The sequence below is a fragment of the Acinetobacter sp. BSP-28 genome, assembly GCF_044130285.1.
In the GTDB taxonomy this organism is placed as follows: Bacteria; Pseudomonadota; Gammaproteobacteria; order Pseudomonadales; family Moraxellaceae; genus Acinetobacter.
The window spans coordinates 55,861-70,519 of sequence record NZ_JBIQOB010000008.1; the positions used below are offsets into that span (position 1 = coordinate 55,861).

Annotated in this window: 11 protein-coding genes and 1 tRNA gene; 7 read left to right on the plus strand and 5 right to left on the minus strand. The window is 42.6% G+C overall.

Annotation, left to right across the window (positions count from 1 at the left end):
* Window positions 1-11 precede the first annotated feature (11 nt).
* The 3 genes from glnE to ACE01R_RS07610 all read right to left on the minus strand — a co-directional run bounded on the left by glnE (window position 12) and on the right by ACE01R_RS07610 (window position 4,741).
* Window positions 12-2,771, minus strand: coding sequence for a bifunctional [glutamate--ammonia ligase]-adenylyl-L-tyrosine phosphorylase/[glutamate--ammonia-ligase] adenylyltransferase (glnE, locus tag ACE01R_RS07600; protein WP_395550104.1), 2,760 nt, complete (start codon window positions 2,769-2,771; stop codon window positions 12-14).
* 83 nt (window positions 2,772-2,854) lie between these two features.
* Window positions 2,855-4,126: a sensor histidine kinase gene (locus tag ACE01R_RS07605; protein WP_395550108.1), complete on the minus strand. Its 1,272-nt coding sequence runs from the start codon at window positions 4,124-4,126 to the stop codon at window positions 2,855-2,857.
* A 453-nt stretch (window positions 4,127-4,579) separates the two neighbouring features.
* Entirely contained in the window at window positions 4,580-4,741 is a 162-nt protein-coding gene (locus tag ACE01R_RS07610; RefSeq protein ID WP_395550109.1) for a hypothetical protein, read from the minus strand.
* A 43-nt stretch (window positions 4,742-4,784) separates the two neighbouring features.
* Between ACE01R_RS07610 and ACE01R_RS07615 the strand changes: the two genes are divergently transcribed.
* Window positions 4,785-7,016 (plus strand): NADP-dependent isocitrate dehydrogenase, encoded by a 2,232-nt coding sequence (locus ACE01R_RS07615; RefSeq protein WP_395550111.1) that lies wholly within the window; start codon window positions 4,785-4,787, stop codon window positions 7,014-7,016.
* 132 nt (window positions 7,017-7,148) lie between these two features.
* On the opposite strand, the gene ACE01R_RS07620 is transcribed toward ACE01R_RS07615, so the two are convergent.
* Both ACE01R_RS07620 and ACE01R_RS07625 read right to left on the minus strand, forming a co-directional pair.
* Window positions 7,149-7,793: a hypothetical protein gene (locus ACE01R_RS07620; RefSeq protein ID WP_395550112.1), complete on the minus strand. Its 645-nt coding sequence runs from the start codon at window positions 7,791-7,793 to the stop codon at window positions 7,149-7,151.
* 132 nt (window positions 7,794-7,925) lie between these two features.
* Window positions 7,926-8,012: transfer RNA gene (locus ACE01R_RS07625), tRNA-Leu, on the minus strand.
* A 194-nt stretch (window positions 8,013-8,206) separates the two neighbouring features.
* On the opposite strand from ACE01R_RS07625, the gene queA reads away from it, so the two are divergent.
* The 6 genes from queA to secD all read left to right on the plus strand — a co-directional run bounded on the left by queA (window position 8,207) and on the right by secD (window position 14,657).
* The gene (queA, locus tag ACE01R_RS07630; protein ID WP_395550113.1) at window positions 8,207-9,244 is read left to right on the plus strand and encodes a tRNA preQ1(34) S-adenosylmethionine ribosyltransferase-isomerase QueA; all 1,038 of its coding nucleotides are present in this window, start codon (window positions 8,207-8,209) and stop codon (window positions 9,242-9,244) included.
* A gap of 25 nt (window positions 9,245-9,269) precedes the next feature.
* Window positions 9,270-10,298 carry a hypothetical protein gene (locus ACE01R_RS07635; RefSeq protein WP_395550117.1) on the plus strand — a complete coding sequence of 343 codons (1,029 nt, stop codon included), beginning with the start codon at window positions 9,270-9,272 and terminating at the stop codon, window positions 10,296-10,298.
* A 29-nt stretch (window positions 10,299-10,327) separates the two neighbouring features.
* A complete protein-coding gene (locus ACE01R_RS07640) occupies window positions 10,328-10,894 on the plus strand; it encodes a LemA family protein (protein ID WP_395550118.1) in 567 nt (188 codons plus the stop codon).
* 247 nt (window positions 10,895-11,141) lie between these two features.
* The gene (gene tgt, locus ACE01R_RS07645) at window positions 11,142-12,272 is read left to right on the plus strand and encodes a tRNA guanosine(34) transglycosylase Tgt (protein WP_395550119.1); all 1,131 of its coding nucleotides are present in this window, start codon (window positions 11,142-11,144) and stop codon (window positions 12,270-12,272) included.
* A gap of 102 nt (window positions 12,273-12,374) precedes the next feature.
* Window positions 12,375-12,704, plus strand: a complete 330-nt coding sequence (gene yajC, locus ACE01R_RS07650) for a preprotein translocase subunit YajC (protein ID WP_131288646.1) — start codon at window positions 12,375-12,377, stop codon at window positions 12,702-12,704.
* A gap of 51 nt (window positions 12,705-12,755) precedes the next feature.
* A complete protein-coding gene (gene secD, locus ACE01R_RS07655) occupies window positions 12,756-14,657 on the plus strand; it encodes a protein translocase subunit SecD (RefSeq protein WP_395550127.1) in 1,902 nt (633 codons plus the stop codon).
* Window positions 14,658-14,659 lie beyond the last annotated feature (2 nt).

Consider the following 14,659-nt stretch of genomic DNA (forward strand, 5'->3'; position numbering starts at 1 on the left):
ACTCCAAATTTTTATACACAGTCATTTTTATCCAAGGCAACAGCTGCACTTGGATCAATTAATCTTTGCCATAACTTGCAAACGACCTCTCGGGTATCGTGCCAGTCGTCAGCTGAAACTTGCATGGATTGATTTGCAAGGGCTAAACGGTGGCTCTCGGCTCGTTCACTGAGATAAGCTTGAATCAATGCTGTCGCGTCGGCGCTGGATAAGCGATCCGTTTTTGCGGCATCCTCAAGGATTCGTACGTTGTCGGAGTAATGGGCGAGATCAGGATTCGACCCACTCCATGCTAATACCGCATACTGTGCCATAAATTCGATATCAACGATACCTCCTGTATCCTGTTTTAAATGAAAAATCCCATCTTTTTGCTGCTCTTTGGAAGAACCCAGATGCTCTTTCATCTTCTGACGCATTTTTAGCACTTCTGCTCGAACATTCGCCTCATCCCGTGGTTGAGTCAAAATGCGGCAGCGTAAATCTTCAAATTTTTCTCGCAGTGAAACTTCACCTGCGATGGATCGGGCACGAACCAGCGCCTGATGCTCCCACACCCAGGCACTTTTTAATTGATATTGTTCAAAGGCTTTCAAGCTAGTGACCAGCAATCCCGCTTCACCAGATGGGCGTAAACGTGTATCAATTTCATAAACGCGCCCATCTAAAGTCTGGGTAGTCATCAGCGACATGAATTTTTGTGCTACGCGTATGGCAAACTCAAAACCGCTAATCGGTTTAATGCCATCGGTATCGCCCTGCTCACTCATATAATGAATAAATACCAGATCCAGATCCGAGCCATAACCCAGCTCAATACCGCCTAATTTGCCATAGCCTGCGACCGCGAATGCCATATGATTGAGTGAACAGCGCTGCCCCTCTGCATCTAAAGGATAGCCATGCTTTTTAGCAGTAATTTGATAAGCCAGATTTAGCGTCGCATTCACTGAAACTTCTGCAATATCGGTTAATGCATCGGAGACTTTCATCAATGGGCTTTCTGCCAGAACATCACTGGCTGCCACAGCCAATACATTGGATTTCTTGAATAAACGCAGCACGCGCATCTGATCTTCAACCTGATCAATCTCAATGCGCAACAGTTGCTGGCGCAGTGAATCTTCCAGATCCTGACGTTTCGGCAATTCAAAATCCATCGATAAAAATTCGTCCAGCAGTACCGGATAATGGGTCAGTTCCTCACAAATCCATGGACTCACCGTTGCCATTTTCACCAAGCGCTGCAGTGCACCCTTACTTTCAATCAGCATCACCAGATACACAGTACGGCGCAGGACCGATTCGACTAGAGGCATTAAACGCAGTAATGCGACTTGTGGTTTATCGGATTGTAAAATAGCTTCAATCAGGTGTGGCCAGAAAGTTTTCAGGCGTTGTACAGCTTTGGCAGGTAATTTTTTCAGCGCATGCCCATACCAGAACTCATGTACCAGATTTTTGGCGTCTTCATCCAGAACCTCATTCAGCTGTTTCTCTAATTGAGTAAAGCTTTCAATTAAAGGATCAGGCTCCTTTTCCTTGATCAGATGTTCAAACTGGTAAATGACCTTGGCACGCTTTTGATTCAGTAAGGCTAAAAATTGCTCCCAACTGTCAAAACCCAGCGTTTCAATCATACGATTTCTTAAATCAGGTTCATTGGGCAAGGATTGGGTCTGCTGGTCATTGAGTGCCTGAATGGCATGTTCAATCCGGCGCAGGAACAGATAGGCATCTTCCAGTTCAAATACGGCATTTTGCTCAAGAAGCCCCACTTCCCCCAAATGATGCAGGCTGACCAGACACTGGCGATCCTGTAATTCAAGTTTTGAGCCACCATAAATTAATTGAAAGACTTGAACGATGAATTCGACTTCACGAATTCCCCCTGCTCCAAGCTTGATATCATCTTCGATATTACGGCGTTGTACTTCGCGTTCAATCATCGCCTTCATTTCACGCATGGCTTCAAAGGCGGTGTAATCCACGTATTTGCGAAATACGAATGGACGGGTCATCTCCAGCAGTTCTGCACCTTCTTTACCACCAGTCACAATACGTGCCTTAATCCATGCATAGCGCTCCCATTCACGGCCATGCTGGCTTAAATATTTTTCCAGGGCAACATGGCTAATCGCCAAAGCTGAACCATCGCCCCAAGGACGCAGGCGCATATCAACACGGAATACAAATCCGTCTGCGGTCATATGATCCAGCAGATAAATCAGTTTTTGTCCCCACAAAATACAGAACTGCTGTACATCGATACATTTGCGACCATCAGTTTCGCCCTGTTCATCAAAGGCAAAAATAAGATCAATATCACTTGAAAGATTAAGCTCTTGTGCCCCGAGCTTGCCCATGGCCACCACAATTAAATCCTGCACAGCCCCACCGTAGCCGATCGGCTCACCATGCTTGGCCACCAAAGGCACACGGGCAAAATCTTTCGCCGCACAAATGGCAGCATCGGCAAAATCGGAAAGCTCACGGGTCAGGGTAACTACATCAGTCAGCCGATTGGCATCCTGCCAAATCCAGCGGAACATCAAGCGCGCGCGAAGTACACGAATGGCCTGCATCCATGTGGTTTCATCTGCAATTTGCTCTAGCGTGTCATGAACAAAGTTCTGGATTTGAATGGTCGTTAAAGGAAGGATAAATTGATCAATTGCATAATCTTGTTCTAATAAAGCGCTGTGTTTTCCCAATACCTGTTCTGCATATTGACTCGCTCGCAATGTGTTCTGCAATTGTTCCGCATTCATCTTAAAACCTTCAGCCTGATTTTTTTTCTAGTTATAGCAGCTGAAAAGAGATAGTGGAAAAGAAATTTAGTTTCTGTTCTGATTTATTCAGCAATCGCCTGCTTCATCCTGTCTAAAGAGAGAGCTTGATGAGCATGGTCAGCTATGGGTAAAGAGACCTTAAATGTGGTACCTACACCTTCTTTTGACTGCACCGAAATTTTACCCTGATTCAAATCCACAAACCGTTGACAGAGTACCAATCCCAGCCCGGTACCTTTTTCACCGTCAGTTCCCTTAAAGCTGATAGTCAAACGCGGCTGGAAAAGTTCATCAATCTGGGCCTGTGTCATGCCCAAGCCAGTATCCTGAATGTAAACATCAACATAGCCTTCTGATTTTTCAGCATACATGGTCACTTTTCCTGTGCCATCCATATGGGTAAATTTCAGCGCATTGGAGACCAGATTCTGCAAAACCGAAGTGACCATATTGATATCGGCATGGACTTTTAAATCTTCAGGCACCTGATCAATCAGCTGGATATTTTTCTTGCTTGCCAAGCTGTTCAAGACCGAATAAACAATGCTTGAAGACTGTTTTAAATTAAAATTAATCGGGTGATAAACAAAGCGTCCGCCTTCTGCCATTGCCCAGTTCAGCAAACTTTCTAAAAGACTATAAGTCGATTGAGAAGTGTCCAGCAAATAATCTGCAATATCCTGAATATTTGCATCGTCCAGCGTATCACGCTCTTGAGCAAGCACTTCGGAAAAGCCAATCAAGCCATGAAATGGAGCGCGTAAATCATGGGCAATAATTTGAAAAAACTTGGTTTTACTAAAATTTAGCGCCAATTGCTGTTCATATAATTCTTTAAGTTCAGCATAGTCTGAACGTAACTCAATAATGCTAATCAGGCTCATGGCAAATTCATGAACCAGCTCCAGATTATTTCCGTTAAATGGATCAAGCTGGTTATCGAACAAAATAATTTGCCCAATAGATTGATTTTTATTAACTTTTAAGTCAAAGCCTACAATTCGGCGATGCTTAACGCCTAAATCATGAATATGCCGGGAAAAAGTTGGGTAATTTTTATGTGTTGAACTAAGGATGGTATCGCCTGCAAAAAATGAGGCTAAATTGGCTTCTGCACTTGCTTGAAATACTTTAAAGCCTTCGGCTGAAGAATGCCAAATATAAGGTTCATCATGAAAACATAGAATGCCGCAATCTGCCTGCAGAATGCCGCGTGCAAATTTTAAAAAACCTTCAACACGATTATTTGAGGTAAAAACACCAAGCAACAATGATAACTTGCAAGCACTAAGCTGATCTGTAGTTGAGCCTATTTCGAGTAATTGCATTGCCATATTTGCCTCTCTAGAGTGTGTAGATACCCCTATAGTTAAAAACCCACTATTACAATTAACTTTATTAACAAAATTTCACATCCAATACAATAAAGAAAGACACAGACAAATAAAAAGTGACAATTTAGGGCAGTTTAAGCCAAATTCAGATCGAAATATCTCCATCACCTACATCAAAAATACTTTTTTTCGACCTTAAAAGGAAAGAAATTTGCTTCTTATTCCCTGCTAGATAATTTATTTCCATGATACCCAACATGTTTTAAGTAATTACTTTATAAATCGGCAATAAAAACCAGTTGGTTTTTTTTCAACCAAGAGTCACAAAAATAAAATAAGCTATTGATAATAATAAATTATATTTTCTATTGACTCAAAACCTCTGCTTATATGACAAAGTGTGGGTCACTGCCACATAAGAGACTGGCGGCCCCATCCCGATTCGAAAAATGACTAAATTTCACGTAGAATAGAAGGATTGGTGAACAACACTGATATATACAAATTTTCAGCCAAAGACCAATATGCAAGATATTGCTGTTCGGCTGAGGTGCAATAAGCACCGATACTTTTTAATGTTTTATTTAAGCAAACCGGTTCGCGGGACTGAGCCACAAGCTCGGTGCCTAAAAACTCAATCCAAAGCAAGGGGCTATATATGGCTGGTGGAAAGTCAAAAATCATTTACACATTGACCGACGAGGCGCCATTGTTGGCGACCTACTCCCTGCTGCCGATCATTGAGACCTTTACCAAGCCAGCTGGTGTAGAGATTGTTAAAAAAGACATCTCTGTGGCTGTACGTGTGCTTGCAGAATTTACGGACTTCCTAAGCGATGAGCAGAAAGTACCGAATACCCTGGCAGAGCTTGGCAATCTCACACAAGACCCAGACACTAATATCATTAAACTCCCAAATATTAGTGCTTCAGTTGGCCAGTTGACAGCTTGTATCAAGGAACTTCAATCGAAAGGCTATGCTCTTCCTGACTATCCGGAGAACCCGGCAACCGAGGAAGAAAAAGCAATTAAAGCACGTTACAGCAAATGTTTAGGTTCTGCTGTAAACCCGGTACTGCGCGAAGGTAACTCTGACCGTCGTGCGCCTGCCGCAGTGAAAAACTATGCGAAAAAACACCCGCACTCTATGAGCGAGTGGAAACAATGGTCGCAAACTCACGTTTCACACATGGAAGAAGGTGACTTCTACCACGGTGAGAAATCAATGACTTTAGACCGTGCTCGCAATGTAAAAATGGAACTCATCACCAAGAATGGTGAAACAATCGTTCTTAAGCCAAAAGTTGCACTTCTAGACGGCGAAATCATTGACTCAATGTTCATGAGCAAGAAAGCGCTTTGCGATTTCTATGAGAAAGAACTTGAAGATTGTCGCGAAGCGGGCATTTTGTTCTCTTTACACGTTAAAGCAACGATGATGAAAGTTTCACACCCGATTGTATTCGGTCACTGTGTGAAAATTTACTACAAAGAAGCGTTTGAAAAACACGGCAAACTGTTTGATGAATTAGGTATTAACATCAACAATGGTATGGCTGGTCTTTACGAGAAAATCGAAACACTACCTACCTCATTACGTGAAGAAATTATCGAAGATCTTCATGCTTGCCAAGAACACCGTCCAGCACTTGCGATGGTTGATTCAGCTAAAGGCATCACCAACTTCCATTCTCCTAACGACATCATTGTAGATGCTTCTATGCCTGCAATGATCCGTGCTGGTGGTAAAATGTGGGGTGCTGATGGTAAACAGTATGATGCTAAAGCAGTAATGCCTGAATCTACATTCGCACGTATTTACCAGGAAATGATCAATTTCTGTAAATGGAATGGTAACTTCGACCCACGTACTATGGGTACTGTGCCAAACGTTGGTTTGATGGCGCAAAAAGCTGAAGAATACGGCTCACACGACAAGACATTCGAAATTCCTGAAGCAGGTGTTGCGAACATCACTGACCTTGAAACAGGTGAAGTGTTGATGTCTCAAAACGTGGAAGAAGGCGACATCTGGCGTATGTGTCAGGTGAAAGATGCACCGATCCGTGACTGGGTGAAACTTGCAGTAACTCGTGCACGTAACTCAGGCATGCCTGCAATCTTCTGGCTTGACCCGTACCGTCCACACGAAAACGAACTGATCAAGAAAGTACAAAAATACTTGAAAGATCACGACACCACTGGTTTGGATATCCAAATCATGTCTCAAGTTCGTGCAATGCGTTATACGCTTGAGCGTGTAGCACGTGGCCTGGATACTATTTCAGTAACTGGTAACATCCTACGTGACTACCTGACTGACTTGTTCCCAATTATGGAACTTGGTACTTCTGCGAAAATGCTTTCTATCGTGCCGTTAATGGCTGGTGGCGGCATGTACGAAACTGGTGCTGGTGGTTCTGCACCTAAACACGTACAACAGCTTGTAGAAGAAAACCACTTGCGTTGGGATTCTTTAGGTGAGTTCTTGGCACTTGCAGTGTCATTAGAGGAAATGGGCATTAAAGAAAACAATGCTCGTGCGAAACTTCTTGCTCAAACTTTAGATAAAGCAACCGGTATCTTGCTTGACAATGACAAGTCTCCATCACGTCGTACTGGTGAGCTAGATAACCGTGGCAGCCACTTCTACCTGGCTAAATTCTGGGCTGAAGCGCTTGCTGCACAAGACGAAGATGCTGAGCTTAAAGCGAAGTTTACTCCTCTTGCAAAAGCACTTGCTGAAAACGAAGAGAAAATCGTTGCTGAACTTGCTCAAGTACAAGGTAAGGCTGTAGACATCGGTGGTTACTACGCTCTTGATCAAGAGAAAGTAAATGCAGTAATGCGTCCAAGTGCTACATTTAATACTGCTCTTGCTTCAATCTAAGCTTTTCTAAAACTGACGAAAGTTAGTGATGTAAAAAACCGGCGTTTAGATGCCGGTTTTTTTTAAATCCTACAACACAATCTACAATTCCCCATCACCTCAGAGGATAAATCATTGGGCTTAAAGGAAAGTCTAGTTTTCTTGTTTTTTAGAAATACAGCTTACGTGTAAATCATCATAAATTTCTATAACAGCATCAATCGCGTGAAATAGAAGACCAGAGATAATAGCAATAATTGTACCAATAACAAGAGTACAGAACCCTCCTGCTACCACCACCCATTCCGACACATCAAATAAAGGAAACCAGCCTATTTTTTTGATCAGAAAGACCAAAATATTATTTAGAGGAATAATAATAATTGAAGACAAATACATCCCAACCAAAATCATTCTTTTCTTTTTATAATTTTCTTTAGAGGAATGCGCCACAAGAATTATTTTATCATCTGCAATAAATGCTTTTATAAAATGGCGTGCAGTAATTAATTTTTTAGCAATTATAAAAAAACGTTGTGGAAACTCTTTAATTACATAATCCACTTCTAAATGTCCAATTTTCTCAGAACACACTAATGCTTGTGCAGCGCAATCCTTCTCCAATTTATTTTTGTCCGAATTATAATAATTATCCAAGTATTCCTTAACCGCTTCCAAGCGATTCAAATAAAATTTCCGCCGATGCGTAAAACGCTTAGCTTTATCAAGCCAGACTAAAAAAGGGACAATAGCTAGAAATACTGGCAAAATTTTAATTAATAAATCAATCGTTATCATTTTCATAAAAATAAAAAAATATTTTTAAAAGAATAACATAAACTCCATCAATGCTTTAAATGCGACTACCACACTTTTTATCAGGCAATAAAAAACCCCAAGACTTAATATGCTTGGGGTTCTTTAAAATCTTGGTCCCGAGGGTCGGACTCGAACCGACACGTCATCTCTGACAGCGGATTTTGAGTCCGCCGCGTCTACCAATTTCACCACCTCGGGAAAGGTGTTGCAAGCTGATCAGCTTGTGGTGGCTATATTACTCTCAAACTTGAAATTGTCAATTATCTAAATTAACCGATCGCTCAATTTTAAATCAAAATCAAAAACTTTGTTTTAAAAAACATCACATATCATCAGTTTTGTGCATTTCCAGCCTATAATGCGGATGTTTTTCTTATTTCAATACATTGAAGATGCAACTTTCTGACTTTAACTTTGATCTCCCTGACGAGCTGATCGCCCGTTATCCACTTGAAACCCGTAGTGCTTCACGCCTTTTGCATCTTGATGCTCAAGGTCAATATCATGACCATCAATTTACAGATATTCTAGATTTACTGAATAAAGGTGATTTGCTGGTTTTAAATGACACCAAGGTCATGAAAGCACGTCTGAAAGGTAAACGTGCCACTGGGGGTGCGGTTGAAGTTTTGGTGGAACGCATGCTGGACAAGTTCATTGCGCATTGCCATATTAAAGCCAGCAACTCGCCAAAAGAAGGTGCAGAACTGTTCATTGGTCCAGATGAAGTTAAAGTCACAGTCAAAGGCCGTCATGAAAACCTGTTCATTGTCGAGTTTTCTCAGCCCATTTTAAATGTTCTAGATTTATATGGTGCTTTGCCAATTCCGCCTTATTTCAACCGTGAAGCAGAATCGATTGATACCGAGCGTTATCAAACTGTCTTTAATGATCCAAGCAAACTGGCCAGTGTTGCGGCCCCTACCGCCAGCCTGCATTTTGACGAAGCTTTGTTGAAAAAACTTGAAGAAAAAGGCATCCAGAAAACCTTTGTGACCTTGCATGTCGGTGCAGGAACCTTCCTTCCGGTACGGACCAACGATATTGAAAACCATATCATGCACAGTGAATGGTGTGATGTGTCTGATGAATCTATGGCGCTAATCAAAGAAACCAAAGCCCGTGGCAATAAAGTCATTGCTGTCGGTACTACAGCAACCCGTGCCACTGAAAGCGCAGCGCAGGCCAATGGCGGTGAGTTAAAAGGCTGGACGGGTGATACGCAAATTTTCATTTATCCAGGCTACGAATTTAAAGTGGTTGATCGTCTGATTACCAACTTCCATCTTCCTGAATCTACTTTATTGATGCTGGTTTCGGCCTTGTCGAATCGTGATAATATTTTAGCTGCCTATCATCATGCTGTAGAAGCCAAGTACCGTTTCTTCAGTTATGGCGATGCCATGCTGGTTGATAAAATCACACCTTAATTATTGCCGATAAAAGAAGCACGCCATGCCGCTCGACACTGTTAAACATTCGATTCATATTCGACGTAAAAAAAATGAACGGGTCTTTAATAATATTGCGCGGCTTTGGGACATTGCCCGCAAGGCGCAAACGCATCAGGATATTTTAGATGCCCTGCATCCCTGGAATGCCCCGATCGTGCTCAAATTTGAAAATGTCCTCCCGCTGCTTCTGGCAGCTACAGGACTTTTTTTTATCCTGCTGATTTTTATCAACCCAGGCAATATCTGGATTCAGATCAGTTTGATTAGCGGTTTCTTTATGATTTTCTGGGCCTATATTAGCTACGAAGAAAGCAAGCCCGTTGATGAAGTGATCGAATATCTGGAACAGCAAAGCATTGCTAAAAAATACAATCTTGCCTTCCAGCAACAGCCGCAGCATATTTCTGTTCCCCTGCAACCGGTTTTGTTTATTGCTCATTTAAAGCGCCTGTTTCCGGTTTTTAACCAGGGCAGCATTTCAAATGACTTTCCCTATTACGCCAGTACCCAATGGACGGATGATGAAGGCAAACAGCATCAGGTCATGGTGTTTCAATATCATTATGTCAATGAAATCCGGATTCGTAATAAAGACGGTAATGAAGTACAGGTCAGGGAAGTACACAAAGATTTATGGGGTGTCTTTGTTTTTGATGTCGAGACACAGGGGCTGGCTGTCACCACGGCCAACAAGGACTTTTATTATCCTTACAGTTTTCCCTGGCATACCAGTGATATACAAATCAATCAGAAACTCAATATTTTTGGCAGTGATGAAATGCAGATGGCAAAACAGCTCACTCCTGCATTTGTTCTGAAGCTGGATGAATTTTTTGCCCAGCGTCAGGGTGATTTAATCTTCCATCCCGACAGTCATATCTTATGTTTTTTAGGGCCTGCCGATTTATTTCACATTTCAAGCCGGGCAAAAAAAATTCAAGATATTTCCGCATTACGTGGACACTTACGTACTTTTAAATTACCGTATCTGGAAAGCTTACAGCGTGATTTAACACAGTTTTTAAAATAACAATCTTGTAAATGTTTGGGGACAAATAAATGGGGCTATTGATTTTTTTATTGTTGATTATTGCCGTGATTGTAGCCTGTATCATGATTCGCAATAATATTGTGCGTCATCACAATGCTTCTATTCGTGCCTGGTCAGATGTAGCAACCTATGAGCGTCAGAAACTTAAGATTCTGGATGGCCTGCAACCCTTGGTTGAACAATATTCCAATTTTGAACAAGGCACTTTGGAAAAAGTCACCGAACTGCGCCAGAATATTTTAAACCTCAATTTAAACAATGCTGATGTTGCCCAGTTACAACGTATTGAAAGCCTCAATAAAGAATTGATGCATAGTCTTAATGTTGTGGTAGAGAACTATCCAGAACTGAAAGCCAATGAAATTTATCTAAAAATGATGAATGAAATTGAAGAGCAAAATGAAAATGTCGGGGCAGCCATTAGTATTTTTAACCGCAATGTCGAGCTGTTTAACAACCATATTCAGATCTTTCCGAATAATATTGTTAACACCATGACCCTGAGTAAGAAAGCCATTCGTCCCTTTCGCGATCTGGCAGCTACACAGAGTTTTGACTATCGACCGAATTTTTAAGTCGTTAATATTATAATAAATCAAAATATCGGTATGCAGAAAAGCATCATTTCTGCATGCCCCTCCGCAGGTCAAGCACAGCCACACTTTTAGCTTATTTTCTTCAGCAAAAAGAATCGGGTTAAAATCCGACAACACTGGCGTTTATGTGCGTAATCAAGGAAAATAGCGAACTTTTAGCGGCGAACTGTTTTTTCGCTCTTGCACTGCAAGCAAAGCAGTGCTTTGCTCTTGTTCAGGATATTTTATGAAGTTTGAAAAATTAGGTCAGTCGGGCCGTGCCCGTCGTGGTCGTTTAACACTGGAACACGGCGTGGTGGAAACCCCAGTATTTATGCCTGTCGGTACCTACGGTACAGTCAAGGGCATGCTCCCACGTGATGTAGAAGATATTAAAGCCCAGATTATTTTAGGTAACACCTTCCATCTCTATTTACGTCCCGGCCTGGACGTGATTCGTGAACATGGCGGTTTGCACGAGTTCATGAAATGGAACAAACCGATTTTAACCGATTCAGGCGGCTTCCAGGTGTTTAGCCTCGGTGCCATGCGTAAAATTAAAGAAGAAGGGGTAACCTTCCGCTCCCCGATTGATGGTTCAAAAGTCTTTTTATCACCTGAAATTTCAATGGATATTCAACATACCTTGAATTCAGACATCGTGATGATTTTTGACGAATGTACGCCTTACCCGGCCACACGTGAAGAAGCACAGAAATCTTTGCAGCTGTCACTGCGCTGGGCAAAACGCTGTAAAACCCATCACCATGATGTGTTAAAAAATAAAAATGCCCTGTTCGGTATCATTCAGGGCGGTATGTATGAAGACCTGCGTGATGAATCGCTAGCAGGCTTAAAAGAAATCGACTTTGATGGCTTTGCTATTGGCGGTCTTTCTGTCGGTGAACCGAAAGAAGAAATGATCAAAATTCTGGATCATCTTCCACCGAAAATGCCGGAAGACAAGCCACGTTACCTGATGGGTGTCGGCAAGCCTGAAGATATCGTGGAAGGCATCCGCCGTGGTGTGGATATGTTTGACTGTGTCATGCCAACGCGTAATGCACGTAACGGTCATTATTTTGTGACAGACGGTTTGGTGCGGATTCGTAATGCCAAATATCGTCATGACCAAAGTTCGCTCGATCCAGACTGCGACTGCTATACCTGCCAAAATTTCACCCGTGCTTATCTGTTCCATCTGGAAAAATGTGGCGAAATGCTGGGTTCCATGCTGGGTACTATTCATAACCTGCGTTATTACCAAAGGTTTACACAAGACATCCGTGATGCGTTAGATAATGGTACTTTTGATGAATATGTGCAGGATTTTTATGCGCGTCGTGGTCTAGAAGTGCCACCTTGTCCTGAAGATTAATCCATCAGCATTTGCGCTGAGGAAAAAGACAAGGTAAATTGCTGAACAAGTTAGTTTATTATCATATTGTTGATATACAGTTTTTTATTTTAGGAAAATGAAATGAGCCTTTTTATTTCTACTGCTCACGCAGCAGGTGAAGCTGCAGCCCAGCCAAGTTTGGTAACCAACCTTTTGATGATTGCAGTATTTGTCGCAATTTTCTATTTCCTCATCTGGCGCCCTCAAGCAAAACGCGCTAAAGAGCACCGCACACTAGTTGAAAGCCTAGGTGTAGGTAGTGAAGTGGTTTTTGCCGGTGGTTTAATGGGTAAAATCACTAAAATCGAAGGTGATTTTGCCGTGGTTGAATTAAGCCGTGGCGTAGAAGTAAAAATTCAGCGTGCAAGTGTGATTTCGGTTCTTCCGGAAGGCACATTAAATAATCTCTAATCAAAATTAGTCGTGCTCTAGCACGACTTTTTCATTTTAAGAAGAAAACAGATGCGTTACCCAGCATGGAAATATCTGCTGATCCTCGTGGTTTTGGTGGTCAGTACATTATACGCCCTGCCTAGTTTGTACCCCGATGAACCTGCTGTTCAAATTTCCGGTGCCAAAGCTGGTACCCAAATTGACCAGAGCATCGTGCAAAAAGCAGAGCAATTATTACAAAGTGAAAAAATTACAAGCCATGACAACAGCTTTAGCAATAATGCTGCCCTTTTACGTCTCGACTCTTCTGAAGCACAGTTAAAAGCCAAAGAAGTATTGCGTCGCGGATTGGGTGATAATTATGTTGTTGCATTAAACCTCGCGCCAACCACACCTGAATGGCTGCAAAAAATTGGTGCCAAGCCAATGAAGTTGGGTCTGGATTTACGTGGTGGTGTTCACTTCCTGCTTGAAGTGGATATGGACAAGGCCATCAGTCAACGTATGGAAACATCGGCAACTGATTTGCGTCGGCAACTGCGTGATAACAAGCTGAAATTCAACAGCCTGTCGTTGAATAACAATACCATTACCGTTCAGTTCGCCAATAATAGCGACCGTGAAGCTGTAATGGATTTCTTGCGTCGTAATGGCAATGAATTCAACCAGCAAGCGATTGCCTCGGAGTCCGGTTCAACTTTACGTCTGAACTATACCGACGTGCGCAAGCAGGAAATTCAGTCTTATGCCGTTAACCAGAACTTAACTACTTTACGTAACCGTATTAACGAGTTAGGTGTAGCGGAAGCATTGGTTCAAACTCAAGGCAGCAACCGTATTGTGGTTGAACTTCCGGGTGTTCAGGACACTGCTGAAGCGAAACGCGTCTTGGGCCGTACAGCCAACCTGGAATTCCGTCTGGTTTCCGATTTGAATGACCAGTACATCGATCCGTATACCGGCAAGTCTACAGCTCAGGCCCTACCTCCGGGTACTGAAGCTTTTGCTTATGAATCGTTGGATAGCGGTCGTGAATTATTATTGAACCGTAACCGCATTCTGACCGGTGAACGTGTTCAAAATGCCTCTAGCGGCTTTAGCCAGGATACTGGTGGTGCTGAAGTAAACATTACTTTGGACAGCGCTGGCGGTAAGTTAATGGCAGATGCCACCCGTAATGCGGTTGGTAAACGCATGGCGGTATTGTTCATCGAGAACAAGCAGAAGATCAGCTATGTTCCAGATCCGGTGACGGGTGCGCAAACCGAAGTTCGTACTCCTTATGCTGAGTCAGTCATCATTAACGCTGCAACCATTCAGGCGGTATTGGGTTCCCAGTTCCGTATTACCGGTCTGGATTCACCACAGGAAGCGGCTGAACTTGCCTTGATGCTTCGTGCCGGTGCACTGGCTGCGCCAATGTACTTCGTTGAAGAACGTGTGGTTGGTCCGAGCCTAGGTCAGGAAAATATTGACAAAGGTGTATTATCGACTCAAATCGGTTTCCTTCTGGTCGCGATCTGGATGGTGGTGTTCTTCCGTCTGTTCGGTGTAATTGCCAACTTTGCACTGGTGTTTAACCTGGCTATGATCCTGACCGTTATGTCATGGATTGGCGCTTCTCTTACCCTTCCGGGTATTGCCGGTATCGTCATTACCATTGGTATGGCAGTCGATGCCAACGTACTGATCTGTGAGCGAATACGAGAAGAAATGAAATGGGGAGCCTCGCCCAAACAGGCGATTGTCGCCGGTTATGATCGAGCCTATAACACCATTTTTGACTCGAACTTAACCACATTCCTGGTTGCGTTCATTCTGTTTGCCATCGGTACAGGCCCAATTAAAGGCTTCGCGGTGACCTTAATGATCGGTATTGTCTGCTCGATGTTTACAGCAATTACTGTAACACGTGCAATCGTACAGATTATTTATGGCAAAAAACGTAACTTGAAAAAGTTGAGCATTTAGGA